We start from the raw sequence: 24,547 nt of genomic DNA, 5'->3' as shown, positions 1-24,547 counted from the left end.
TATAACTAATTGATAATTTTATAAAATAGCCTATATTTATATGTACAAAAATATGTTTAAGGATTTTGATGTTTTCTATATTGAAAAAAATTTTTGGTACGGCAAATGATCGTACGATAAAAAAACTATTTTCTGACATTGCAAAAATTAATTCGCTTGAACCTGCGATTCAAAAATTATCAGATGAAGAATTAAAAAATAAGACTGTAGAATTTAAGAAAAAACTTAAAAATGGTGCTACTTTAGATGATATAGCATATGAAGCATTTGCGGTAGTTAGAGAGGCTTCGAGAAGAGTATATGGAATGCGTCATTTTGATGTGCAGCTTATAGGTGGTTTGGTATTACACAGAGGAATGATTACCGAGATGCGTACAGGGGAGGGCAAAACCTTAGTTGCAACACTTCCTGCATATTTAAATGCTTTAGCTGAGAAAGGTGTACATGTCGTAACAGTTAATGATTATCTTGTTAGCCGTGATTCCGCTTCCATGGGCAAGATTTATAATTTTTTAGGTTTATCAGTTGGATGTATTGTTGCTGGCATGACAGATGAAGCTAAGCGAGAAGCCTATAATTCTGATATTACATATGCCACAAATAACGAGCTTGGCTTTGATTACTTAAGAGATAATATGAAATATAGCTTGCAGGAGCGAGTACTTCGTCCTTTTAACTTTGCTATTATCGATGAAGTAGATTCGATTTTAATAGATGAAGCAAGAACTCCTTTGGTTATTTCTGGTCCAGTTAATGATAATTCAGAATTATATGGTAAAGTCGATAAGCTTGTACGCATGCTTAATGTAAGTGATTTTGAAAAAGATGAAAAATTAAAAACTATCAATTTAACGGAAAGCGGCATTAGTCATGTAGAATCGCTTTTAAGTCAAGCGGATATTATAAAGCCCAATTCTGGTTTATATGATTTTGAAAATTTAAGCCTAGTACATTACGTTAATCAAGCCCTCAGAGCCCACAACATGTTTATGATCGATGTAGATTATTTAGTACGTGATGGTAAAGTAATGATCATAGATGAGTTTACAGGACGGGTAATGGAAGGGCGTAGATATTCTGAAGGGCTACATCAAGCGTTAGAAGCAAAAGAAAACGTAAAAATCCAAAACGAAAACCAAACGCTTGCATCTATTACCTTCCAAAATTATTTTCGTAATTACCCTAAATTATCAGGCATGACTGGTACAGCTATGACCGAAGCACCAGAGCTAAAAGATATATATAATCTTGATGTAGTAGCAGTACCGACTCATAATAAAGTTACAAGACGTGATCTTGATGACGAAATTTATGGAAGCAAAAAAGAAAAATATGATGCTATTTTAAAGCTAATTAAAGATTGTTATGATCGTGGTCAGCCGGTGCTTGTCGGTACTGTAAGTATAGAAAAGTCAGAAGAAATTTCTAATGTTCTAAATAAAAACAAAATACCGCATAAAGTATTAAATGCTAAATTCCATGAGCAAGAAGCATTTATTATCGCTCAAGCAGGTAGATTTAAAGCAGTAACGATTGCAACTAATATGGCAGGGCGAGGTACTGATATTATGCTTGGCGGTAATCCTGAAATGCTGATAGAGCAGATAGATAGAAAATCTTTAACTAATGCTGCTTATAAAGAAAAAGTAAATGAGATAAAAGCTCAAACAGCTGAAGAGAAAAAGCAAGTAATTGCAGCAGGCGGGTTATTTGTAATAGGTACAGAACGTCATGAAAGCCGTAGAATAGATAATCAACTACGTGGTAGATCAGGTAGGCAAGGTGACCCAGGTAATACTAAATTTTTCTTATCGCTTGATGATGATTTAATGCGTATTTTTGCCTCAGAACGTATTTCAGGAGTGCTTCGGACGCTTGGCTTAAAAGATGGCGAGGCAATACATCATCCAATGATTAGTCGATCACTCGAGAAAGCTCAGCAAAAAGTCGAGGGGCATAACTATGAAATACGTAAAAATTTATTACGTTTTGATGATGTGATGAATGATCAGCGTAAAATAATATATGAGCAAAGAACTGAAATTATTAAATCTAAAGATAGTTATGACTTCTTAAGTAGTACTACTGAGGAATTAGCTAAAAAAATAGTGCTAACTTTTATGCCAGCGGGCTCTTATAGAGAAGATTGGGATATAGAGAATTTAAGCGTAGAACTACACCGCACTTTTGCTATAAAGCTTGATCAAAATCTGATAAGCAAAAATGATGTAACAGAAGAAGAAGTTACAAAAATTGTTATTCAAACAGCGGATAGTATATATAAATCTAAGGAAGAAGCATATAGTCCTGACTTAATGCATAATGCTGTAAAATATATTTTATTAACTACTCTTGATCAGGTTTGGAAAGATCACTTGCATAGCTTGGATCACTTAAGACAAGGTATATCTCTTAGAGCTTATGCCCAAAAAGATCCTTTAAGTGAATATAAAAGAGAGGCATTTAATTTATTTGAGCATATGCTTAATAATTTAAAAGAACTCTTTATTCAAACAGTCTACCACTTCCATATTGACTTAAAGCATATTCAAAAAGAAGATATATCTCTTGAAAATAAAAAGCTGCAAAATAATATGCATGAAAGCCGTGAAGATCCGGCATTTAGTAAGTATAATGCAGGTAGTAACTTAGAAACTGATCTTAGACCTGTCATATCACGCATTAACCCAGAGGATAGAGATCCTAAAAATCCTACAAGCTGGGGCAAGGTATCTAGAAATGAGCTATGCCCTTGTGGTTCAGGTAAGAAATATAAATATTGCCACGGACTAAACGAGTAGGAAATAAACACTTCTATCTAAGTAGGCTTTGCCTGTGTGGATCATTTTCCCCTGTCATCCCGTGAATAAATCACGGGAAGCATTGTTGCGTGATTCCGATGTCATTCCTGCGTAGGCGGGAATCCAGGAATAAAAAAACTTAAATACGTTAAGCCTCTAGCACTAAAAGCTCGATTCATCTCGCTTTATGTTAGATCTAGTTCCCAAGCCACGCTATGATATGACACCGATGAAGTTGCTGATATTACTGCTTCAAATTATCAACTTTACTCTATGGAAACATTTGAGCAAGGCAAGAAAATTCAAAAATTAAAAAAACAACGCTTAACTATAAATGAAATAAAAAATAAACTATAAAAATGTCAAATAAATTTAAATTGAGGGTTGACTAATTAATAATTTTATCTATAGTTTACTTATCTAATAGTATTTGAACTCTACTATTAATATAAACTAACTCCAAGTATACGCTTTATGCTGGGAATCTGCTATTATAATTATTTTTAAAATAAGAAGTATAGCGGAAGTTGTTATATTAATGGCTGAGCTTAATTCCCAGCACCTTATCCCTATTGTTTATTCAATTACATTTTAAGCCTAAAAAGATATTAGTGTTAGGTTCAATTTATTAGAAGTATAGTGACCCTAATAGTATTCTTGAGAAGATTTTATGATTTTTAGTATTTTCTAAAAAATCTGTACGCATCTGAAAAAGTTATTACTCCGATAGTTTTAATTCTTTAGCTCTAATAATAGAGTTATTATTTTTTCGAGCATTAGCTTTTATCTTTTTTATTTTCTTTTCCCAATTAATATAATAATAAGTTTTAAAACAATAAGCAGAAAATTCTAAGAATCTGTTTTCATCTTTTGTTAATTCAATTAATTTTATATTTGATTGATCTCTTTCATATGTCGCCACAATAATTAGCTTTGCGGTAATTAAAGTACCAAGCACAGCCCACATTATCGTATTTTCAACAGTATTAAGTATATCTTCATCTATTATGACAATAATGGGTTTATCTGGATGTTTAATTACAGTGTAAATTAACGTAACAAAAGCTTTGTAGTCGTAATAGTTCTTAGCTTTGATAATTTTTATTAGGGTAAGATTTGATTTTTTGCAGCTTAAATTTGTATCATAGGAGATTTTTTCGCTTTTTGTATTATAAGGAGGCAATAAGAATAGTATGGCTTTAGAGGTATGGTTAATTTGATTTAGCATATTATTGCTCCCAGTTATAACTTAATTGATTTAAGTTTTAACCACCAATGAGTATAAACTTTGGTGGTTGGGGAGTTCAAAAAAACTGCGACTAACAGCTCACAATAGGTTTTAAGCTTAAGGTAGTACCTTAAGCTCTGGACATGCCTATAGTCATCCCCAACCATAAGTGTTGAGGATTGCATCATAATAATGGCTGATGCATGTGCCATAATCGCAAGGAGGTTTCTAAGCCCCAAAATAGCATTACTGCTATTTCAGTTAAAATTTATACCTAACTATCTGAAAAAGTCAACGGATTTAAGTTTTGTTAGTAAGTAGATTATATGTTATTCCTTGCATAAAGCGTGCATGCGTGGCTCATTTCTTCCTGTCATCCTGTGGCGGTATTGTTGCGTAGATCGAAAAGCACTTTAGGTGTCATCCCGTGATTTATTCACGGGATCCAGTTAAAAATATCAATAACATTGATATTTTTAGTTGTTTTTTCTGGATCTAGTTCCCAAGCCACGGTAGGCATTGTTGCGTGGATCGAGAGTCGTCATTGCGAGCGAATGAAATGAGCGTGGCAATCCAGAAAAAATAATAAAAAACGCTATAAATTAGCATTTTTTATACTTCCTTGCTTCGTCAATTACTTCGTAATTTCCTTAGCTCAGACGGCAAAACTGATCCACGCAACAATGCTGGCTTGGTAAAACGCAGGACTATAGAGCGGTCATTGTTTTTGAGCGAAACAGATACAGCAGTGGTTATTAGCTCTGCCTAAAATACTCTCTATATTTATATCTTGGTGAAAATTTCTTAAATATTCTTGTTATAATTATAAGTAGTAATTATTTTTAATTATTAAAACTCTCTATTATTTCCCTTTATCCTATACTAATCCTTACATTTCTCAAATTATCCTAAGTCACTAATTTATATCTTTGGTTAAATTTCTATTGCATTCTTAAATCTTCTTATCTAGATTCTTCCCATAGCTCATTTTTAACAAAATATTAAAAATTATAGAATTTGATAAGGGTATAGTTATGTTTAGAGGACAGTTTCAAACTCCACAAGAAATATCAGCAGCAAAAACATCACATGAAAATTTAATAGAATTTGTAGAAAAAAGAGGATTAAAGCAAAGAGCAGATAACTTAAGACATCATGGTACTATGCTTAATCTTCATGAGAACCAAATAGACGATGCTGGAGCAAAAGAATTAGCTGCTGCCCTTAAAGCTAATAACCATTTAACTATGCTATTCCTTCAAGGAAACAATATAGGCAATACTGGAGCAAAATACATCGCTGAAGCACTTAAAGCTAATAACCATTTAACTGAGCTTTATTTTTCAAATAACAATATAAACAATAACGGTGCAAAGTTCATCGCTAAAGCACTTAAAGATAATGACTCTCTAACTCATCTTGACCTTTCAGGAAACAACATAAACAAGGCAATATTAGAAACAATTAATGAGTATTTACAAAGAAATAAAACTATAGCAGAGAAAAAAGCACAGAACTTAAATACAGAAAAGGAGGTAGAAAAGAAATATGAAGAACAGCAAAAACAAATACTTTCGGAAAATAACGAATTTGCCGAAACAGTAAATAAATTTTTTCACGATCCTACCTCTGTCAGTCTTTGTTATCAAATAATAACAGATGATTTTGCTCAATTGGTTGCAGATAAATTAAAGATTAACAAGACAATTACCGCTATCGATTTTATGGGTAGCACTATAAGTGACCAAGGTATAAAAATTATTACTGAAGCCCTAAAAGCAAGTACACAACTAAAGAAACTTGATTTTAGCGGATGTGATTTAGGTAATCAAAAAATATCAGTATTAGCCGAAGTTTTACAACTTAATACTCTTACTCATCTTTGCCTTAATACGAATTATATAGGGACTGTAGGAATAAAAGCAATTATTGAAGCTTTAAAAGAAAATACTACCATTACACATATAGATTTAGAGCAAAATAATATAGATCAACAGAGTCAAATTATAATTGAGAAATACTTACAGCGAAATAAAAACATAGAAAAAACGGATGATAAATTTCAAAAGTTAACGGATGACTTAAACGATAAAATATCTAATAATGCTACTATTAATGTTAATGATAAAACTAAAATAGCAGAACAATTAAAGAACATTGCATGTAAAGCTAAGCTTCTAATTAATAAAGTCGATATAGAACAAGTAACAAATAACCTACAAGACCTTTTAAGTAAAAACAAAATTACCAAAGGAAATATTATAGATTTAGAAGATGAGATTAATGCAATAATCGACCACCAAAATATAGCTGACGATATTAGCATTTCAGGGTCAAGTGGTGATAGTAGTTTTATATAGATTAGAAAAATATTGCTTTTTATTTCTGGATTTCCACTTTCGCAGGAATGAAATCGTATATAGGAATAATATTGAAGACATGCAATAAAGCCAATTTTTCCTTGTAATAATGACTCTAGGACTACACCCTGCCTAATTCTAATTATTGTATAGTGCTAGCTTTGATTAGTTCCTTAAATAAAGTCAAGTCTATGCCATTATCATTGACATATTCAGGATGCCACTGTACGCCGATAAGAAATTTATGGCTTGTTGATTCTATTGCTTCTATAATCCCGTCTTCTGCTTTTGCTGATATAATAAGATTATTACCAATTTGTTTAATAGCTTGATGGTGAGTTGAATTAACCATTGTGTCCAGCTTATTATTTGCCATTCTAGCAAGCTTAGTATTTGGCTTTATACTAATTGCATGCGAGACTATATCTTTAGGATGAGGCTGGGTATGGTTTATGATTATAGGCTGTTTTGTCTCTTCAATATAATCTGGAATATGCTTAATAAGAGTGCCACCTAGAACAACATTTATTAGTTGCATTCCTCGGCATATTCCTAAAACAGGTATATTTTTTTCTAACGATTTCTTTAAAATTAATATTTCAAAATTATCACGCTCTTCATTAGAAATTACTACATCTTCAGCATATTCAGGCTCATAAAATTTAGGGTGTATATCTTCATCACCGCCAGGTAATATAACACCATCAATAAAATCCATGAGATGATCTATTGTTTCAGCTTGGTATGGCAGTAACATAGGGACGCCGCCGGCTTCGATTATTGCATCGGTATAATTCTTACGTAATGCATACCAAGGAAAAGCGGCATAGCTATATTTCTCACAATTTTGAGCTAAATCAGGAGTAATTCCTATTATAGGTTTTCTATTCATATTTTTTATATAGAAATAATAAAATTAAGTTTCTGATCATGTAATTCAACAGGAAAGTTATCTATAACTTGTTCTTTTAAACAAACACCGACAGTTAATATATCTTTATTATTATTTAGGTATCGATCAAAATGTCCTTTACCATAACCAAGTCTATAGCCATCTTTACTAAATGCCAGACCTGGGACAATTATCAATTCTGGTTTATAGAAATCATTATTTATCGGTTCTAAAGTTTTAAAACTCCCTAAAACTAGTTCATCATTATAATTATAAGCACAATAGTTTATTTCATTATTTATAATTTTAGGCAGAAAAAATTTTATTTCATGATGAATATTTAATATTTCAAGGAGGTTAATTTCATATTTTAGTGGATAATATATTCCCACATGCTTTACTTTTAACTGTTTTAATAAATTACTGACTTGATTTAGTAAAGAAGTTTTTATTAAATCAGAATTTATTTTATCTATATTTTTTGTTAAAAACTCTTTGAAATACAAGCGTAACTCTTGTTTAGTCATTACGACTTTACTACTTGTGTATTAAACACTAAATCATGAAGCATCTTATTATCTTCTCTCATAATCATCATAATAATGCTTATTACAAAAAGTATACCAGTTAAATTAATCACATAAAAAGCGATAAATCTAATAAATGCTTCACTACCTTTAAGAGTAGTTCCATCTTGATGAACTACTTTTAAATCTAGTAATTTTTTCCCAATAGACGCTTGTATTTTTGAAGATTCTAAGTAAGAAAAGTAAACTCCTGAAATGATAAAAAATAAAGCAATTTCTATTATAGTGTCTCTTGCAAATGCTATAGTCAATGATAGCAACATTCCAATTATAATTTTATCAATCAAGAAAGCAAATAATCTTCTGAGAATCATAAATTATTCCTCAATATGCGGTGGTGTTTCAAATGTATGAAATGGAGGAGGGGAGGTAAGTGTCCACTCAAGCGTATCAGCTCCATCACCCCAAGGGTTATTTGGGCAGTCTTTGCCATATTTCAACGTATAGAAAACGATAAACACGAAATATAAAGCAGCTGCCATAGAAATCCCTGCCCCTATCGATGAAACCATATTCCAACCGGCAAAAGCTTCAGGGTAGTCTGGTATTCTTCTTGGCATACCTGCAAGCCCTAAGAAATGTTGCGGAAAGAAAGTTAGATTAACACCGACAAAAGTAATCCAGAAATGGATTTTGCCTAAGATTTCGGGATATTGCTTGCCTGATATTTTACCGAACCAATAATAAAAGCCGGCAAATGCAGTGAATAAAGCACCGAGCGACATCGTATAATGGAAATGTGCCACAACATAATATGTATCGTGCAGAACTCTATCAAGTGCCGAGTTTGATAAGATTATGCCAGTTACGCCGCCAATCGTGAATAATATAATAAATCCTATAGAGAATAGCATAGGCGTTGGGAAAGTAATCGATCCACCCCACATAGTTGCGATCCAGCTAAATATTTTGATACCTGTTGGAATTGCGATAATCATTGTTCCGGCAGTAAAATATATAAGTGCGTTGTAAGAAAGCCCAACTGTAAACATATGGTGAGCCCATACAATAAACCCGACAAAGCCGATTATTACCATGGCTCCAACCATGCCTTGATAGCCAAATATTGGTTTACGTGAGAAAGTGGAAATAACTTGGCTTACAATACCAAAACCTGGAAGTATTACAATATATACTTCAGGGTGACCAAAAAACCAAAATAAGTGCTGAAATAATACTGGATCACCACCACCATCAGTTTTAAAGAAAGTAGTACCGAAATTACGATCGGTAAGTAACATAGTAATAGCTCCGCCAAGCACTGGCATAGCTAAAATTATCAAGAATGCAGTAACTAAAATAGACCAGACAAATAACGGCATTTTGAATAGTCCCATCCCGGGTGCTCTCATATTAAAGATAGTAACGATTAAGTTGATTGAGCCAAGTATTGATGAAAGACCGGTTAAATGCAGACTGAAAATAGCCATATCAACCGCTGCTCCTGGATGTCCGCTTATACTACTTAAAGGAGGGTAGAGTGTCCAGCCTGTTCCTGGTCCGCCATCAACAAAAGCCGATCCCATAAGTAGGATGAAAGCCGGAACTAGCAGCCAGAAACTGATATTGTTGAGGCGTGGGAATGCCATATCAGGAGCACCTATTAGTAAAGGTACAAAGTAATTACCGAAACCACCGAACAAAGCCGGCATAATCATGAAAAACACCATAATCACCGCATGGGCAGTAATCAACACATTATATAGCTGGAAATCATGATTTAGGAAAGTACCACCCGGCATTGCAAGTTCTAGCCTAAACAGCAGCGAAAACAACCCGCCGACAATTCCGGCAAATATGGCAAATATGATATACATAATGCCGATATCCTTGTGATTAGTAGAAAACAGCCACCTCTTCCAGCCGTGCGGAGTGTGATGGTCATCGTGGTTTAGATCGTTAGTAGTTATATCCATAATTGTTATTCTGGTTGTGTTAAGTTTTTTTTAATTAAAACAATTCTATCTTAAAAATTAAGATTATACTTAAGTTTTACTTTTTTAAGATTATTTACATTTAATTTTAATATTTTCTCAAGCTTTATTTGATCCTTTGGTTTATTTTTAGTTATTATATAATTTATAAATGATGAGGTTCTTAAATGACTATAAGAATATTTTTTTAAAAATGTAATTGCTTTTATTCGTAATTTCGGTATCACAATTGCAATATCTTCTAAAAGCGATTCAGTATATATCCATTCACATCTTTCCGTAGAATATCTTGAAAATCTTCCAATGAATGGTAAAATAGCCTTAAAGTTTATCTTTCTAAATCTAAATACTATATAAGTAAGACCCTGAAAAGCTGCTATATTTATTTTTTCACTTTCATTTTTCCTAAGAAAGTATAAACATACTTCTAACGCTTCTTGATAACTTGAAGAGTTTTGACAAAAGCTTAGAATAAACTCTATTTTTTCTTCTTCATTATTTAAAGAGTATAGTAAATTTTTATCAGTAAATTTTTTTAATTTTTTATAAGTAACAAAATCAATATCATTATTGAAACATGTCAAGTAAATTTTTCTTCTCAATCTTGGAACTAGATGAGCAATATCACCCAAAGTATTCATGATTTCACTTAAAAAATATTTATACTTACTATCGCTTTTTAAATGCTTAAATAGTAAAGGTAAAATTAACTCGTCTTTAATGTTATAAAATCTATGAACTAGTATTTGTAAAGCTTGACTTGCAGCTATTTGTCTAAATTCTTCTGAAGCTTTTAAGTTTTTGGCCATATAGTCCATAGCGTCATCATAATTCTCATAATGTCCTATTTCTATAATATAGAAAAAAATCTTTTCTTCTTCAGGATATTTAGCCATATTAGGACGCTTTTTAAATTCTTCTTCGCTCATTACCATGATTCATTACCTACTGCATCATCACTATTTAGTATTTCTTGATGCTTATTAGAATCAGTTATATCGTTTAGTAATTTGTTTAATTCAGATATTTTTGTATCGATTATTTTTGGATTATGGATTTTCATAAAATTTTTAAATGTAATTATTTGTCATTTTGGCTTTGTTGCATGGCTTTGATGTCATTCCCGCATAGGCGGGAATCCAGAAAAAAGTTTGTCATACTAGCTCACTTGACCGCAGTATCTCAGGACACATTCTATGACACAAGATCCCGTGATAAAGTCACGGGATGACAATATAATTGACTGGATTCCCGCCGTTGCTAAGAATAACATATAAGGTGTTTTTCGATCCATACAACAAAGCCGGACAAGCTACGGTATGACATCAGGATAAAAACATAATTAATTAGCTGCCAATTTTGAATTCTCACCATTTGCGGCAACTTTATTCTTACTCGCAACCCAATTATCGAAATCTTCTTTGCTTACTACCTCTATAGCAATTGGCATAAAGCCGTGATTAATGCCACAAAGCTCGGAACACTGCCCATAATATACACCTTTTTTAGCGACTCTTGTCCATGTTTCATTTACTCTTCCGGGTACGGCATCTATTTTAAAACCAAGAGACGGAACAGCAAAGCTATGTATTACGTCACTGGCTGTAATTAAAAATCTAACTGTAGCATTCTCGGGTATTACTATTCTATTATCAACGTCTAATAATCTTTTTTGGTCAGGTTTTAGATTTTCATCTGAGATCATAACACTATCAAATTCTATATCATTATGATCAGGATATATATAATGCCAATACCATTGGTAGCCTACTACTTTAATAGTTAAATCCGCTTCCGGTATTTTTTCGGCATGACGCAATATTCTAAAAGATGGTACGGCAATAATTACTAAAATTATTATAGGTATTACAGTCCAAATTATTTCTATTAAAATATTATGCGAAAATTTTGCCGGTACTGGATTATTTCTTGCGTTAAATTTAATACATACAAAAACTAATAATCCTGCAACAAATAAAACTATAGCAGTAGAGATATAAAGTAAGAAATCGTGGAATTTATGTAACTCCTCCATGATCGGGCTTGCAGGTGGCTGAAATCCCATTTGCCAAGGCAAAGGCTCAGAAGCAAAGCAAAAGCTACTAAATAAAACTAAGCCAATTAAAGTAATAACATTCTTCATAAAGTACATAATACAAGTTATTTTTATATTAATATAAATGGATATGTATTTTAATTAAAGCAAAAATCGATAAATAAAATAAATTTTATATGCTATTAATTATGTTTGAGGTGGAAAATGTACCTATATCAGGGTGTTGTATTAAGTCTATAACTTCTATTACTTGAGCGTTTATTAATTTAGCTTGAGTTTGTTTATTTGCTAATTGAGGATCATGTTTTGTTACAGCAATTACAGAGGGGCAAATATTTTGCACTAATAATGCATAATCGTTAAAACCTTTTAACTCGGGTAACATAAGTACTTTATCAACAAATGTAAGGGAGCTTAAAATTTTTGCTCGTTGCATTTGATTATGAATAGGTTTTCGCTTTTTATATTTAATTATTGTTTCATCAGGTTCTAAAGCAATGATTAAATATTTACCTTGCTTTTTAGCTTCATGCAAAAACTCTAGGTGACCATAATGTAACACATCAAAACAACCTCCTACCAAAACTATTTTGCTATTTGGTAAACATTTTTTATTTGAAGAAATATTCTCATAATATTCTATTTTTAGTGATTTAACATCTTGATTATTAAACGAACAAGAAGTGAAGTTTGTAAGAATTAATAAAAATAGGAATAATCTAAACATAATTTTAATAACACAAAAAATATAAAATAAAAACAAAAAGTATTTTAAATAAAACGATTTAAAACTAAATTATTTTATAATTTTTTATTGTAATTTGTATTTATATAGTTCATATTAATAATAACGAAACCAAGATAACTTCTAAGTAATCAATGAAAAACGACACGCTATCTTACGATTTTGATGATGTATTATCAGTTCCTTATCTTAGTGCACGATTCAAAAAAGTTCTTACCTCTGTTTCCCTATTACTATTTATAGCATTAGTGATATTTGTCTCTTTTGCTGTTAATAACTATGTAAATGATACCTTATCTATAACATTAGTACATCCTGAGGCTGAAGAAGTTCAGGAAGCAATTTCGTTTAAAGAAGTAACCGTTAAAAAAGGCGATACTATAAATTCTATTCTGAGCGGTCAAAATATCCCAAGAAATGATATAGAAAAAATATTAAGCTTAGTAAAAGAAAATAAATTATTGCCATCACTTAAAATAGGGCAGCAAATTACTTTTGAATATGAAACAAAAATTACTGAAAATGATAATGAGGATTTAACTTCTGAAACGGTATTTCTTAATAAGATTATTTTAGCTATAGATAAACTTAAGACTATTGAAATAATAAGAAAGAATGATAATTTTAAAATTACAGAAATTATCGTGCCTTTAACAAAAACAGTGGCTAAGTCATCGGTAAATATTGAGTCAAACTTTATGTCTGCTCTTAAGAAGCTTGGTTTGTCAAACAATAATATAATAGAGCTGATTAATGCTTATGCTTATCAAATTGATTTTCAGCGTCAAATAAAAAGTGGTGATACTGCGACTGTTATAACAGAAAAATACGTAACGGAAGATGGTAAATTTTCTCATCACGGTAAGATTTTATATGTCTCGTTAAATCTTTCAGGAAAAGAATATAATATTTATCGCTATTCACATGATAATAATGTAAATAATCATGCATTTTTTTCTGAAGATGGTAAAAGTGTAAAAAGAAGTTTGCTTAGAACTCCTTTAAAAGTTATAAAAGTTTCTTCACAATATGGTATTAGGAAGCACCCTATACTTGGTTATACCAAAATGCATAAAGGGGTTGATTTTGCAGCACCGACTGGAACACCTATATATTCAGCGGGTAATGGTGTTATTACTGAAATAGGTTGGAAATCAGGTTATGGGAAATTTATCCAGATAAAACATAGCGGTACGTTATCTACTGCCTATGCTCACGCATCAAATTTTGCTAAAGGCTTAAAAGTAGGAAGTCTAGTAAAACAAGGTGATATCATAGCATATGTCGGAAGTACTGGTAGAGCTACGGGACCGCATTTACATTATGAAGTTAAAATTGATGGTAAGCATGTTAATCCTATGTCCGTTAAAACAACACCAGGTGTAGAATTAAGCGGAAAAAAATTAGAAAAATTCAAGCAGTTTAAGAAAGAAGTTAAAACCTTGAATGTTAAGCTTGATAAAGATTTGCAGGCTAATAAAGTAGCTGAAGTTTCGGTGTAATGTATACTCGGTGAATTTCAAAAATTGGCATCGTCGTCTTTGTAAGCCCTCAGCTGCTCACGTATTAAGTATACGCTCCGCACCTCGGCTTACAGTCTCCTTGCTCTTTTTGAAATTGACCTTCGTATAATCAACTTTTTATTTATTAGATATATGAAGTCATTGTAATTGACTAAAAGGAGTGTTGTAATCTAATTTTATTATCCTAGAATTGCTTAGTCAAAACTTACAATTTTCTTCGAAATGACTAAGGTTTCTTCCCGTTCCCTTATAAAAATCCCTAAATAATTATGATTCTATCATTTAAAAAACTATATCTAACATTTGCTCGTAGTAGCCGTATTATAATAACATTAGTGATTATTGATCAATTGACTAAATGGTGGTTTATCAATAATCTAAGATGGAAGCCTGGCTTGACCTTAAAGGTCACTTCTTTTTTAAATATGGTTTATACTTGGAATTATGGTATTAGCTTTGGTTTAATGCGTGATTATTACCAATATAGTAATATTGTGTTTTTAATAACAAATACGATTATTGTTTGTTATTTATATTATTTAATGATGAGTTCTAAAACCATAGGGGGTTTTGCTGGTTATAGCTTTGTAATTGGTGGTGCTATCGGTAATTTAATTGATAGATCCTTTCGAGGAGCAGTTTTTGATTTTATACATTTCTATTATCAAGATTATAGCTTTCCAGTATTTAATCTAGCTGACTGTTTTATTACACTTGGAGTAATTATCTTAGTGGAAGATTATTATAGTGCTAAAAAAAATATTGAAGAAAAAGCTAAAGAGAATTATGATAAAGCCCAAATTGAGGCTATGGCTGAAAAGATTCGTAATGCTCCACAAGGCGATAACGATAAAATATAATCTAAATAATCTATAAGGTATTAAAGTGAGAAAAGTTTTTTTATTATTTACTGTTTTATTAATTACTTCTGCATGTAATAAAAAATTAAAAGAAACTGTAGGGATATCAACAGCTGGTCCTAATGAGTATCAAGTTCAGCGTAGTAAGGCTTTAGAAGTACCGCCTCATTATTATTTACCTGTTCCAACTAACAATCAAGCAGTTTATAATAATGTTAATGATCAGGTCAACCTTAATGAGGGTGAGCAAGCATTGATGCAAGACATGAATTAAACTAAACTGTATAACTCAATTATAACTAAATAATTTATGAAGCAAAAAACAGTTAAGATAGAAGATAGTTATAATTTTAAGAAAACTATAGTAGAATTAGTTACCCAAAAAGCTTTATTTGAAAAAATTAAAGTAATATCATTATTTAGTGGATGCGGTGGTTTAGATTTAGGTTTTGAAGGAAACTTTAATATTCATGAATCTTGTATAAAAGATGATGATTTTATTAAATCTAAAAATGGTAATACCGTAATATTGAAAGATAATCCTTTTGAGATAGTATTTTGCAATGATATAATGCAAGAAGCTAAAGTTGCATGGGAAGCTAATTTTTCTAATAAGTTAGAATATTCAACAAAATCAATTAGAGAGTTAAAAGGATATTTATTACCTAAAGCAGATTTAGTAATAGGTGGATTTCCTTGTCAAGATTTTTCTTTAGCTGGAAAAAGAGCCGGATTTTCTTCAGAAAGAGGGTGACTTTATCAAGAAATGGCTAGGATTATAAGAGAAGTTAGACCAAAAGCTTTTGTTGCTGAAAATGTTTATGGGTTATTATCTATTAACGGAGCAATTGAAACTATTAAAAAAGAATTTGAAAATGGTGGTTATAAGGTTTTTCATTATCCCGTAGAAGCTCAACAATATGGTGTCCCTCAGACTAGAAAAAGAGTATTTTTTATTGGGATTAAAGAAAGTGATTTAAAAAGAAAAATTGATGAAAAAGAATTTTTACCGAAACCTAGTCATTTTGATAAAGCGGTAACTTTAAATCAAGTTTTTAAAAATCTACCAGAACCTAATGAGTCTAGTGATCCAGATCAAAAATCTTACTCAAAAGCAAAATTCTATGGTTTAAATTGTCAAGGAAATAAATCAGTTGATATAAATAAGCCAGCTCCAACAATTAGAGCAGAACATCACGGTAATATAGAATTTAGAAGGTTAGAAAATAATGGTAATGGTAACGATAGAAGGTTGACTGTTAGAGAAGCGGCTATTATACAAACTTTTCCTACATCATTTTCTTTTATTGAGAAAAATGGTAAAAAACTACTTTCTCAGTCAGCTTCATATAAAGTTATAGGAAATGCTGTTCCTCCACTTCTTGCATATCACTTTGCAAGAAAGCTTGGTAAATTATGGCATGATATTTTTTAAAGTTATGGTGTATAATATTTTTGAGTTATTAGTAGAAAGTGCTATATCGACATTATTAGAGACTGTTAATAGAATAGAAAATGCACTAGAAACAAACCGAAGATTGGAAAAAGAGTTTGAACATCATGTGTTATTAGCTTTTAAGGGAGCAGGAAAAGAAAAAGGATTTGATTGTATACCATCATCAACTCATGGCTTTCCTGATATTATTTGTAAACATAAAGAAAGTGGTCTAAAATTTGGAGTTGAGGTCAAGACTGGTAAAACTTGGCAAACAAATGGAAACAGTATTTTTACACAAATAGGAGAGCAGGATTTAGATGAAATTATAGTGCTATTCTGTAAAACCACTAAGCCTATAGAAATTTCTTGGAAAAAATATGAAGATGCGGTAAATAGTATAGCAATAACTCATTCACCTAGGTATGTAATCAAAATGGATACTGAAAATGATAATACATTTTTTAAAAAAATGAATATTACATACAAAGAGTTTAAAAAAATGCAACTAATAAAAAGTTATTATCTTCTAAAAGAAAAAGGTGGTAGGCAATGGTGGATGTCTAAAGATAAATAATTTTTAGAACATAAATTATGACTATCCATAAAAAACAAAATATAGGTGTTTTTGGGTTTGGTAAAACCGGTATTTCGGTTTATGAAGAGCTGCAAAGCAAATGCAATATAATTGCCTATGATGATCTAGAAGTAAATAGGAATAAGTTTGAGGAATTATTCAGTAAAAATTATATTATTCCTATATCTGATATAAAATGGCAAAATTTAGATAAAATTGTATTAAGTCCTGGAATTCCTCTAACACACGAAATAGTCAAAATCGCAAAAAATTTTAATATCCCGATCACTTCCGACATAGATTTATTTTTCGAAAAATCTAAAGGTTTAAACCTCCTAGCTGTGACTGGTACAAACGGCAAAAGTACTACCACTGCTTTAATTAGTCATATCTTAAGTGATAATGGTTTAGATTATCCGGTAGCTGGTAATATCGGTGTTCCAGTTTTGCAAGCTAAAGCAAGTAAGGGTGGGTATGTGCTTGAGTTATCTTCCTTTCAGCTAGATTTAGTGAAAACTTTTGCTGCTAAAATAGCAGTGCTTCTTAATATTACTCCTGATCATTTAGATAGGCATGAAAATATGGAAGGTTATATTACAGCAAAATCTAAAATTTTTGATCGAATGGATAAAGATAGTTACGGGATAATTAATATTGATAATGATTATTGCCATGAAATTTTTACAAATCTACAACAAAAACATCATATTAAATTAATCCCTTTTTCAGTTACTAAAATTCTTGAAAAAGGTATATCAATAGTTAATGATATAATTACCGATAATTTCTTTGAGCATATTAGTTTTAAACTAATATCTAATAAGAGTCTGCAAGGAATTCATAACAGCGAGAATATTGCAGCAAGCTATGCAGTTGCTAGAATAATAGGTCTTGAGCCTGTAAAAATTATCGAATCTATAAGTAGTTTTCAAGGACTGCCGCATAGGATGCAATATCTAGGCAATATAGATGATATAAATTTTTACAATGATAGTAAAGCATCGAATGCTATAGCTGCCGTGCAATCAATTAAAGCTCTTGATAATATTTATTGGCTTGCGGGCGGGATTGCTAAAGAGGGTGGTATTGAGGAAATAAAACCTTATTTTAGTAAAATCAAAAAAGCTTATTTTTATGGGCAAGCTAAAGAAATGTTTGCAAATACTGCTAAAGATATAATAGATTTTGTTATATGTGATGATCTTAAACAGGCTTTTGAACTTGCTTATAAAGATGCTTGCAAGGATAACGAGAAAGAAAAGAATATTTTACTTGCACCTTGTTGCAGTTCATACGATCAGTTTAAAAATTTTGAAGAACGTGGTGAATTGTTTATTAGATTGTATAATACTCTTAATTTGTGCCTATGACAAAAATGCCTTATTAAAAAAATTAATTAGCTAAGTATTAATTTGTTAATATAATTTAATATTAAAATTATGTAATATATTAATAAGCAAGTTAATAATTTTATTAGCTTGTGATCTTAAAAGAACTATTTAAAAATTAAAAAAGAGGTTTTTTATGTTAGGATTTATTACAGCATTTTTTACGATTGAGAGTAGTAATACAAAAAATGATAAATCAATAAAAGGGAAAATAAAAAACGATGAAGCAATAGTAGACACATTCTTAAACATGAGTCTAGAAAGTATAGAAAAGACTTTCCCAAAGCCTTTCTCTTCTAGTACGCATGTAGAAAAAAAAGTAAATGTTGATGAAAATGATAACGGTATTTTTTCAACATTTTATAATACGGCAGTAAAATATGTATTGGATTTAGTAGCTCCAGTAGTACAATCGGTAGTACAATATGCTCGTGATTATATTGAAGGTGATTATAACAAATATACTCTCAAGATCATAGTGTGCAAGGATATTATAAACAAAATCATGACTCTGAAAACTATCTTGGTGAAAACTATTATGCTGAATTGACAGGAACTACAATAATTCCTATGCACAATAACTAAATTGTTCTACAAAAGCATTGTTTTATGCGGATACCTAATCGTCATTGTGAGGAGAGGTTTCGATTTGGTAATCTTATGAAAATGTCTTATAAGATTGCTGAATCGCTATGTTCTTAGCAATGACGTTTTATTATTTAACTGGATTACTCCGTAATTTTCTAGTAATGATGTTAAAACTGATCGATGCAACAGCATAAATAGAAATTACATAACTACAATATGAATAACGAAATATCAAATAATTTTATAAAATTATGGTGGCGTAGTACTGATCGCCAAATAGTTATTTCTTTAGTTATTTTATTTGCTTTTAGCTTAATGCTTGTAACTACTTCAGGTTCAGCGGTAGCAAGTAGAATAGGACTTGAAGAAAATTATTTTGCATCTAGGCAAGTATTTTATCTAACAGCTGCCTCAGCTCTTATATTGTTATTTTCATGCTTTAATAAAAAATGGTTAAAGCGTTTTGCCATATTGGGTTTTATAGCTAGTGTAATTTTATTGATCGCTGTTAAATTCTTTGGTTATGAAGTGAAAGGAGCAACTAGGTGGATTAATATTGCTGGCTTATCTATTCAGCCGTCAGAGTTTATTAAGCCATTTTTTGCTGTTGTTACGGGCTGGATATTATCGTTAAAATTTAATGATGATTTCCCAAGCTTTACAGTTTGTTCTATACTTTATTTTATTGTTGCTATTCTCTTAATCATTCAACCAGATTTTGGAATGCTTGTGATGATTACGGCAGTTTTTGGTATTCAGCTTTTTATTGCTGGTATGCCGATATTTTGGATTGTTCTAGCAGGTTTTTTAGGAATGATAGGAGTAACTATTGCATATTTTTGGTTACCGCACGTTACGCAAAGGATTAACTCGTTCTTAGATCCTGATAGTAGTGAGAATTATCAAGTTAGCAAGTCTCTGAAAGCTTTTGAGCATGGTGGTTTATATGGTAAAGGACCGGGTGAGGGGGCAGTAAAACAGGTTCTACCTGATTCACATACTGATTTTATTTTTGCTGTTGCTGGGGAAGAATTTGGAGCTATTATTTGCCTTATCGTTATAGGTATATTTGCGTTTATAGTACTTAGAAGTCTTGCTAAACTATTAAATGAGCAAGATAAATTCGTCCAATTTGCTGCTAGCGGTATTGTTGCGCAATTAGGGCTTCAGGCAATAATTAATATGGGCGTGACTTTGCACTTATTACCTACTAAGGGTATGACGCTGCCTTTTATCAGCTATGGCGGCTCTTCAACGCTTGCAATCGCTATAGCTACCGGTATGCTTCTTGGCTTTACTAAATACCGAACGCCGCTTGATTCCTATAAGATAAATAAAATAGAAATATGAAAAAGATAGTTTTAGTGGCAGGTGGAACAGGCGGTCATTTCTTCCCGGCAGTCGCTCTTGGGGAGGAGTTAATAAAAAGAAAATATGAAGTTCATTTTATTACTGATTTAAGGTGTGAGAAGTATATAAATCATGATGCAGGATTAATTTTTCATGTTATAGATTTAAAACGACCAAAAAATATTTTATTATTCTTGCCGCTATTATCGCTTGCTATTTTTAAAGCTATTAAATTGTTATTTAGCCTTTCTCCCTCTGCCGTAGTAGGGTTTGGTGGTTATCCGGTTGTTGCTTCAATGTTTGCAGCAATTTTTCTAAGAGTGCCGATTGTAATTCATGAGCAGAATTCTTATCTTGGAAAGGTTAATAGATTTTTTGCAAATTTTGCTAAGAAAATAGCAATTTCTTATAAAAATACTAAAAACTTGCCTGTAGTTGTAAAGAATAGAACAGTAGTTACTGGCGGGATAGTTAGAAAGAATATTAGAGGCTTGGATTCGGTGGTCAAGCGACGGAATGACAAAGACCGTACCTTTAAAATTTTTATCTTTGGCGGTAGTCAAGGAGCTAAATTATTTTCAGAGTTAATACCTGAAAGCATCAAAGCTTTAATGCAAAAGCAGCCAAATCTTAAACTGCATATAACTCAGCAAGCAGCACTTGACGATCAAGTAAAAATAAAAAATATATACTCAAATTTAAATATTAATTACGAATTAGCTGAATTTTTTGATAATATGGCAAATCAATATAAAAATACTGATTTAGTGATTTCAAGAGCAGGAGCATCTACTATAGAAGAGCTGACTTATATAGGGTTGCCAGCAATTTTTATTCCACTGCCAAGTGCTGCCGATAATCACCAATATCATAATGCAAAATTATTAGAAGATGAGAAATGTGGTTGGTGTATGAAGCAAGATGATATATCAAGTGAAAAATTAGCTGAGAAAATATTCGAGCTAATAAGTAATCCAAAGATACTAGAAAATACTTCGAAAAATCTATTAAAAAGAAGAAAAGAGGGGCATAAGTTGCTAAGTAACCTAATAGAAGAGCTAATTTAAACAATATAAGCTCTTTATTCTTGCAAGTTTGATTATTATGTGGCATTAATCATAATAGACTTTTTCATATGGCTTGTTTTTAAAGATAATTTGTCAAGTTATATAAATAAATCTAATTGAAGTTTTGGAATAATATATGTTGAAAAAAATTATAATATTATTTTTAGGTGTTTTTGTGCTATCAGGTTGTACTGATAGCTTTAGAGGTTACTTCCAAAAATCCGCAAATAATAGGTTAGTTGATAGTAAAGGTTTTAAAGGTGGTAAAAGAAAACCTTTATATAATAATAAATATATTAGTTTAGCTAAAAAGAATATAGTTGAAGATAATCTTGACGATCCAGAGGATGACGATGATGATTATGATAATCCTTTAAGAGGGGAGCAAATTGATCCCGTCAAAAGAAATCGTGAGATATATCTTAAAATGATTAGACGAGATATGGAAAAATATAAAGCTGAATCAGGTGAATCTTCAGACGATGATGATATGACTTTAAGTAAAGCTAATAAAAAAGTTAGAAAGGATAATACCGATAAAGAAAGAAAAATGCAAGAAGAGCTAGACCAGATAAAGGCAATGCTAAGAGAAACTAAGCGTGATATATCAAAATATACTTGCCCAAATGCAACAGCAAATCAAAATTATGTACCTCCAGTTTCAAACTATGAACCTGTAGCACCAGTTAAAAATAATAAACCTTATAATAATAACTCTAAGGTAAAGCAAAAATTTATCCGTGAGGATGATGATTATAGTAGCAATGCCTGCTCTATTTAACTTTTCATCTCTGTCACCTCGTGGTGGCATTGCCTGCGTGGATTAGTTTTTCCCTTCATCCCGCAACTTGATCGATGTTGTTGCATGGCTTGAAAAATGTCCTCAGTGTCATCCCGTGGCTTGTCCACGGGATCCAGTTATAAAAATACAAACATGAAAAGCTCGATTTCTCTCGCTTTATACTAGATTCCGTGGACAAGCCACGGGATGACACCAAAGTTGCTTTTCCTCGCAATGACGGAAAAGATCCCTATTTCACAAATACTAAATCATTATTTAATGAATCTTTAGAGCTATATTTATAACCCAAATACGAAAATTCTTTAAGTAGATCAGGGGAGTCGATTAGATTATTGGCAATAAAATTTACCATATTCCCACGAGCTTTTTTAGCATTTATCCCAATAGTTGCTAACTTACCGTTTCTATTTTCTTTAAAATGAATATTAATTATAGGATATTTTAACTTATCCTGATTTAGCACAGATGAATATTCCTGTGATGCAAGATTGAGTAGATATTTATGTTTATGATGCTCAAGCGTATGGTTAATATAATTTGTGATCTCATCTTGCCAGAATTTACTTAAATCGTTTATTTCATTTAGCTTTGCTGCCATCTCAAGCCTATAAGGTTTGATAGCATCGAGCGGCTTTAAAGCTCCATATAGCCCTGATATGATAAGCAAATGCGATTGTAAAAAATTTACTGCATCTTCGCTTAAATTTTTTGATTGTATATTGTTAAAAACATCTCCTGCATAAGCAAAAATAGCTGCTTTGCTGTCTTGCTTTTCAAAATTTTGAAATCTTTCTTTATTTAGATGTGCCAATTTCTCGCTAATATCCATAGTTTTAGATAGCTGAACTTCAGAATAATTTTTAACTATAGCAAGTAGTTGATTTGTTATTTTAGGAAAAGCAGGGGAGGTTAGCTCCCCTTTGAAAGCTATCAGCTCAAAATTAAGAGTTTTAGCGGATGAGATAATAGTAAGCATTATCTAGAAGCTGGAGGATTTGGCACTGTTGAAACAGTACTAGCAATATTTCTATTAGTATCGTTGACTGTTCTCATGATAGCATAGCTTGGATCACCATCAGCTTGCATTACTTCTTTTGACTTAGTGTTTTTTTGATTAGAACAGCCAATTAAAGTCAAAGCAGCAAATAAAATTACTAAATATTTCATAATAAAATCCTTTTTATAAATTTCTCATTTAAGATAATGGCTTATGGTAGTAATGTCAAGCCACAACCAAGGACCAACTATTGACAAAATATTAAAATACTGCTAGTAATTAGAATACAAAATAATATGTTAAATTATTTATGATATCTTTGAAAGTTATTAGTTTAATACAAAATTGGCGTTGGCGTAGATAATATTTTTACGTTATGGGCGTATTATGCCCACTGCTCAATTATTAAATTATAACTTAATACAGGATATTAAAATGTCATCCCTTAATCTTTTCTTAAGAGCTTTCTCTCTTTTATTTTCATTATTTTTCACTTTATCAATTTATGCGACTCAAAAAAACATCGCTGTTATTGTTCCGCTTGAACATGCAGCAATGACTCAAATCGTAGCAGGCATTGAAGAATCACTTAAAGCTATAGATGCAAAAATTATAGTAAAAAATGCCCATGCCGATTCTAATATTTTACTTGCTATCATAAAGCAGCTTAAAGATCAAGATATTGACGTAATAATTCCGATCGGTACATCTGCTTGCCAAACTGTAATTTCACATATCCCTAATAAGCCGATTGTTTGTGCGGCAGCTGAGATTGACAATAAAAATCTTCCCTTGGTTACTGGTGTTAATGATGAAATAAAAATTACCAGTATCATTAGCAAGTTAGCATTTTTACGGAACATTACCTTAATTTATAGCAGCAGCGAAAAAGTTATTTCAGAAGTAGAAGCAACGAAAAGTTATGCGAAGAAAAATAATATTTCGTTAAACTTTAAAATGGTACAAAACTTAAATGACTTATCGGTAGCTGTAAAGAATACTCCCGAAAATACCCAATGCTTTGTGATTTTAAAAGATCATTTAATAGTTAGCGGTATAAATATTTTAAAACAAGAAGCATTTAAACGAAATATTCCTATTATTGCCTCGGATGAAGGGTCGGTAATTAGCGGAGCAACCATTGCGGTAGGGGTGCAAGAAAAAGATATAGGCTTCAAAGTAGGCAATCAGGCAAAGCAAATTTTAGAATCAATAGCCCCTAAAGATATTCCGTTTCAAAATATGGATGAGCTAACTTTATTTGTTAATCTCAAATCCTTTATCAAACAAAAAATTCTTACCAAGGAAAATTTAGCAGCTCTTCCTTTTAACAGAAAAGAGTTGGAAGAGTAATATA

Annotated in this window: 23 protein-coding genes and 1 pseudogene; 13 read left to right on the top strand and 11 right to left on the bottom strand. The window is 31.4% G+C overall.

Annotation, left to right across the window (positions count from 1 at the left end):
* The first annotated feature begins 68 nt into the window (after positions 1–68).
* Complete coding sequence (gene secA, locus RBE_RS04650; protein ID WP_011477563.1) at positions 69–2,801, top strand: preprotein translocase subunit SecA; 2,733 nt, start codon at positions 69–71, stop codon at positions 2,799–2,801.
* Positions 2,802–3,519: 718 nt separating this feature from the next.
* On the opposite strand, the gene RBE_RS04645 is transcribed toward secA, so the two are convergent.
* Positions 3,520–4,029: a hypothetical protein gene (locus RBE_RS04645; protein ID WP_011477562.1), complete on the bottom strand. Its 510-nt coding sequence runs from the start codon at positions 4,027–4,029 to the stop codon at positions 3,520–3,522.
* A 1,034-nt stretch (positions 4,030–5,063) separates the two neighbouring features.
* Here RBE_RS04645 and RBE_RS04640 point away from each other — a divergent pair.
* The gene (locus RBE_RS04640) at positions 5,064–6,389 is read left to right on the top strand and encodes a ribonuclease inhibitor (RefSeq protein ID WP_011477561.1); all 1,326 of its coding nucleotides are present in this window, start codon (positions 5,064–5,066) and stop codon (positions 6,387–6,389) included.
* 142 nt (positions 6,390–6,531) lie between these two features.
* Here the strand turns inward: RBE_RS04640 and RBE_RS04635 are convergent, their stop codons facing one another.
* From RBE_RS04635 to RBE_RS04600, 8 genes are all read right to left on the bottom strand, one after another.
* Positions 6,532–7,281: a gamma-glutamyl-gamma-aminobutyrate hydrolase family protein gene (locus RBE_RS04635; RefSeq protein ID WP_011477560.1), complete on the bottom strand. Its 750-nt coding sequence runs from the start codon at positions 7,279–7,281 to the stop codon at positions 6,532–6,534.
* Between the two features lie 5 nt (positions 7,282–7,286).
* Positions 7,287–7,808, bottom strand: a complete 522-nt coding sequence (locus tag RBE_RS04630) for a 5-formyltetrahydrofolate cyclo-ligase (protein ID WP_011477559.1) — start codon at positions 7,806–7,808, stop codon at positions 7,287–7,289.
* A complete protein-coding gene (locus RBE_RS04625) occupies positions 7,808–8,182 on the bottom strand; it encodes an RDD family protein (RefSeq protein ID WP_011477558.1) in 375 nt (124 codons plus the stop codon). The genes RBE_RS04630 and RBE_RS04625 overlap by 1 nt, the downstream gene beginning before the upstream one ends.
* Before the next feature lie 3 nt (positions 8,183–8,185).
* The gene (gene ctaD / locus RBE_RS04620) at positions 8,186–9,784 is read right to left on the bottom strand and encodes a cytochrome c oxidase subunit I (RefSeq protein WP_011477557.1); all 1,599 of its coding nucleotides are present in this window, start codon (positions 9,782–9,784) and stop codon (positions 8,186–8,188) included.
* Between the two features lie 50 nt (positions 9,785–9,834).
* Positions 9,835–10,731 (bottom strand): hypothetical protein, encoded by an 897-nt coding sequence (locus RBE_RS04615; protein WP_228368728.1) that lies wholly within the window; start codon positions 10,729–10,731, stop codon positions 9,835–9,837.
* Complete coding sequence (locus tag RBE_RS09495) at positions 10,731–10,865, bottom strand: hypothetical protein (RefSeq protein ID WP_012151702.1); 135 nt, start codon at positions 10,863–10,865, stop codon at positions 10,731–10,733. Before RBE_RS09495 ends, RBE_RS04615 begins: the two co-directional genes overlap by 1 nt.
* A 279-nt stretch (positions 10,866–11,144) precedes the next feature.
* Entirely contained in the window at positions 11,145–11,954 is an 810-nt protein-coding gene (gene coxB / locus RBE_RS04605; protein ID WP_011477555.1) for a cytochrome c oxidase subunit II, read from the bottom strand.
* Positions 11,955–12,030: 76 nt separating this feature from the next.
* Entirely contained in the window at positions 12,031–12,585 is a 555-nt protein-coding gene (locus RBE_RS04600) for an adenylyltransferase/cytidyltransferase family protein (RefSeq protein ID WP_011477554.1), read from the bottom strand.
* A 152-nt stretch (positions 12,586–12,737) separates the two neighbouring features.
* Here RBE_RS04600 and RBE_RS04595 point away from each other — a divergent pair, with 152 nt between their 5' ends.
* The 10 genes and pseudogenes from RBE_RS04595 to RBE_RS04550 all read left to right on the top strand — a co-directional run bounded on the left by RBE_RS04595 (position 12,738) and on the right by RBE_RS04550 (position 22,172).
* The gene (locus RBE_RS04595) at positions 12,738–14,105 is read left to right on the top strand and encodes a M23 family metallopeptidase (RefSeq protein ID WP_011477553.1); all 1,368 of its coding nucleotides are present in this window, start codon (positions 12,738–12,740) and stop codon (positions 14,103–14,105) included.
* Between the two features lie 290 nt (positions 14,106–14,395).
* Complete coding sequence (gene lspA, locus RBE_RS04590) at positions 14,396–14,986, top strand: signal peptidase II (RefSeq protein WP_011477552.1); 591 nt, start codon at positions 14,396–14,398, stop codon at positions 14,984–14,986.
* A gap of 25 nt (positions 14,987–15,011) precedes the next feature.
* Positions 15,012–15,260, top strand: coding sequence for a DUF3035 domain-containing protein (locus RBE_RS04585; RefSeq protein ID WP_011477551.1), 249 nt, complete (start codon positions 15,012–15,014; stop codon positions 15,258–15,260).
* A gap of 36 nt (positions 15,261–15,296) precedes the next feature.
* Positions 15,297–16,421, top strand: a pseudogene (locus RBE_RS04580) (DNA cytosine methyltransferase).
* Positions 16,408–16,998, top strand: a complete 591-nt coding sequence (locus RBE_RS04575; protein ID WP_041804692.1) for a hypothetical protein — start codon at positions 16,408–16,410, stop codon at positions 16,996–16,998. Before RBE_RS04580 ends, RBE_RS04575 begins: the two are co-directional and overlap by 14 nt.
* A 17-nt stretch (positions 16,999–17,015) precedes the next feature.
* A complete protein-coding gene (gene murD / locus RBE_RS04570; RefSeq protein WP_011477547.1) occupies positions 17,016–18,368 on the top strand; it encodes a UDP-N-acetylmuramoyl-L-alanine--D-glutamate ligase in 1,353 nt (450 codons plus the stop codon).
* A gap of 154 nt (positions 18,369–18,522) precedes the next feature.
* A complete protein-coding gene (locus RBE_RS04565; RefSeq protein ID WP_011477546.1) occupies positions 18,523–18,936 on the top strand; it encodes a hypothetical protein in 414 nt (137 codons plus the stop codon).
* 254 nt (positions 18,937–19,190) lie between these two features.
* Complete coding sequence (gene ftsW / locus RBE_RS04560; protein ID WP_011477545.1) at positions 19,191–20,324, top strand: putative lipid II flippase FtsW; 1,134 nt, start codon at positions 19,191–19,193, stop codon at positions 20,322–20,324.
* Positions 20,321–21,391: an undecaprenyldiphospho-muramoylpentapeptide beta-N-acetylglucosaminyltransferase gene (gene murG, locus RBE_RS04555; protein ID WP_011477544.1), complete on the top strand. Its 1,071-nt coding sequence runs from the start codon at positions 20,321–20,323 to the stop codon at positions 21,389–21,391. The genes ftsW and murG overlap by 4 nt, the downstream gene beginning before the upstream one ends.
* A 136-nt stretch (positions 21,392–21,527) precedes the next feature.
* Complete coding sequence (locus RBE_RS04550; RefSeq protein ID WP_011477543.1) at positions 21,528–22,172, top strand: hypothetical protein; 645 nt, start codon at positions 21,528–21,530, stop codon at positions 22,170–22,172.
* 250 nt (positions 22,173–22,422) lie between these two features.
* Here the strand turns inward: RBE_RS04550 and RBE_RS04545 are convergent, their stop codons facing one another.
* Both RBE_RS04545 and RBE_RS04540 read right to left on the bottom strand, forming a co-directional pair.
* Positions 22,423–23,169 carry a YaaA family protein gene (locus RBE_RS04545; protein ID WP_011477542.1) on the bottom strand — a complete coding sequence of 249 codons (747 nt, stop codon included), beginning with the start codon at positions 23,167–23,169 and terminating at the stop codon, positions 22,423–22,425.
* On the bottom strand, positions 23,169–23,363 hold the full coding sequence (locus RBE_RS04540) for a hypothetical protein (RefSeq protein ID WP_041804690.1): 195 nt from the start codon (positions 23,361–23,363) through the stop codon (positions 23,169–23,171). The genes RBE_RS04545 and RBE_RS04540 overlap by 1 nt, the downstream gene beginning before the upstream one ends.
* A gap of 262 nt (positions 23,364–23,625) precedes the next feature.
* Here RBE_RS04540 and RBE_RS04535 point away from each other — a divergent pair, with 262 nt between their 5' ends.
* The gene (locus tag RBE_RS04535) at positions 23,626–24,543 is read left to right on the top strand and encodes an ABC transporter substrate binding protein (RefSeq protein ID WP_041804863.1); all 918 of its coding nucleotides are present in this window, start codon (positions 23,626–23,628) and stop codon (positions 24,541–24,543) included.
* Positions 24,544–24,547: the final 4 nt, after the last annotated feature.

It is taken from the genome of Rickettsia bellii RML369-C (assembly GCF_000012385.1).
In the GTDB taxonomy this organism is placed as follows: Bacteria; Pseudomonadota; Alphaproteobacteria; order Rickettsiales; family Rickettsiaceae; genus Rickettsia; species Rickettsia bellii.
Note: the sequence above shows the minus strand (reverse complement) of the source record. Positions and strands in the feature narration are given on the sequence as shown.

Bases quoted from the DNA above. Each gene is read 5' to 3' on its own strand.
- secA (WP_011477563.1), top strand. From the start codon at position 69: ATGTTTTCTATATTGAAAAAAATTTTTGGTACGGCAAATGATCGTACG.
- RBE_RS04645 (WP_011477562.1), bottom strand. From the start codon at position 4,029: ATGCTAAATCAAATTAACCATACCTCTAAAGCCATACTATTCTTATTG.
- RBE_RS04640 (WP_011477561.1), top strand. From the start codon at position 5,064: ATGTTTAGAGGACAGTTTCAAACTCCACAAGAAATATCAGCAGCAAAA.
- RBE_RS04635 (WP_011477560.1), bottom strand. From the start codon at position 7,281: ATGAATAGAAAACCTATAATAGGAATTACTCCTGATTTAGCTCAAAAT.
- RBE_RS04630 (WP_011477559.1), bottom strand. From the start codon at position 7,808: ATGACTAAACAAGAGTTACGCTTGTATTTCAAAGAGTTTTTAACAAAA.
- RBE_RS04625 (WP_011477558.1), bottom strand. From the start codon at position 8,182: ATGATTCTCAGAAGATTATTTGCTTTCTTGATTGATAAAATTATAATT.
- ctaD (WP_011477557.1), bottom strand. From the start codon at position 9,784: ATGGATATAACTACTAACGATCTAAACCACGATGACCATCACACTCCG.
- RBE_RS04615 (WP_228368728.1), bottom strand. From the start codon at position 10,731: ATGAGCGAAGAAGAATTTAAAAAGCGTCCTAATATGGCTAAATATCCT.
- RBE_RS09495 (WP_012151702.1), bottom strand. From the start codon at position 10,865: ATGAAAATCCATAATCCAAAAATAATCGATACAAAAATATCTGAATTA.
- coxB (WP_011477555.1), bottom strand. From the start codon at position 11,954: ATGTACTTTATGAAGAATGTTATTACTTTAATTGGCTTAGTTTTATTT.
- RBE_RS04600 (WP_011477554.1), bottom strand. From the start codon at position 12,585: ATGTTTAGATTATTCCTATTTTTATTAATTCTTACAAACTTCACTTCT.
- RBE_RS04595 (WP_011477553.1), top strand. From the start codon at position 12,738: ATGAAAAACGACACGCTATCTTACGATTTTGATGATGTATTATCAGTT.
- lspA (WP_011477552.1), top strand. From the start codon at position 14,396: ATGATTCTATCATTTAAAAAACTATATCTAACATTTGCTCGTAGTAGC.
- RBE_RS04575 (WP_041804692.1), top strand. From the start codon at position 16,408: ATGATATTTTTTAAAGTTATGGTGTATAATATTTTTGAGTTATTAGTA.
- murD (WP_011477547.1), top strand. From the start codon at position 17,016: ATGACTATCCATAAAAAACAAAATATAGGTGTTTTTGGGTTTGGTAAA.
- RBE_RS04565 (WP_011477546.1), top strand. From the start codon at position 18,523: ATGTTAGGATTTATTACAGCATTTTTTACGATTGAGAGTAGTAATACA.
- ftsW (WP_011477545.1), top strand. From the start codon at position 19,191: ATGAATAACGAAATATCAAATAATTTTATAAAATTATGGTGGCGTAGT.
- murG (WP_011477544.1), top strand. From the start codon at position 20,321: ATGAAAAAGATAGTTTTAGTGGCAGGTGGAACAGGCGGTCATTTCTTC.
- RBE_RS04550 (WP_011477543.1), top strand. From the start codon at position 21,528: ATGTTGAAAAAAATTATAATATTATTTTTAGGTGTTTTTGTGCTATCA.
- RBE_RS04545 (WP_011477542.1), bottom strand. From the start codon at position 23,169: ATGCTTACTATTATCTCATCCGCTAAAACTCTTAATTTTGAGCTGATA.
- RBE_RS04535 (WP_041804863.1), top strand. From the start codon at position 23,626: ATGTCATCCCTTAATCTTTTCTTAAGAGCTTTCTCTCTTTTATTTTCA.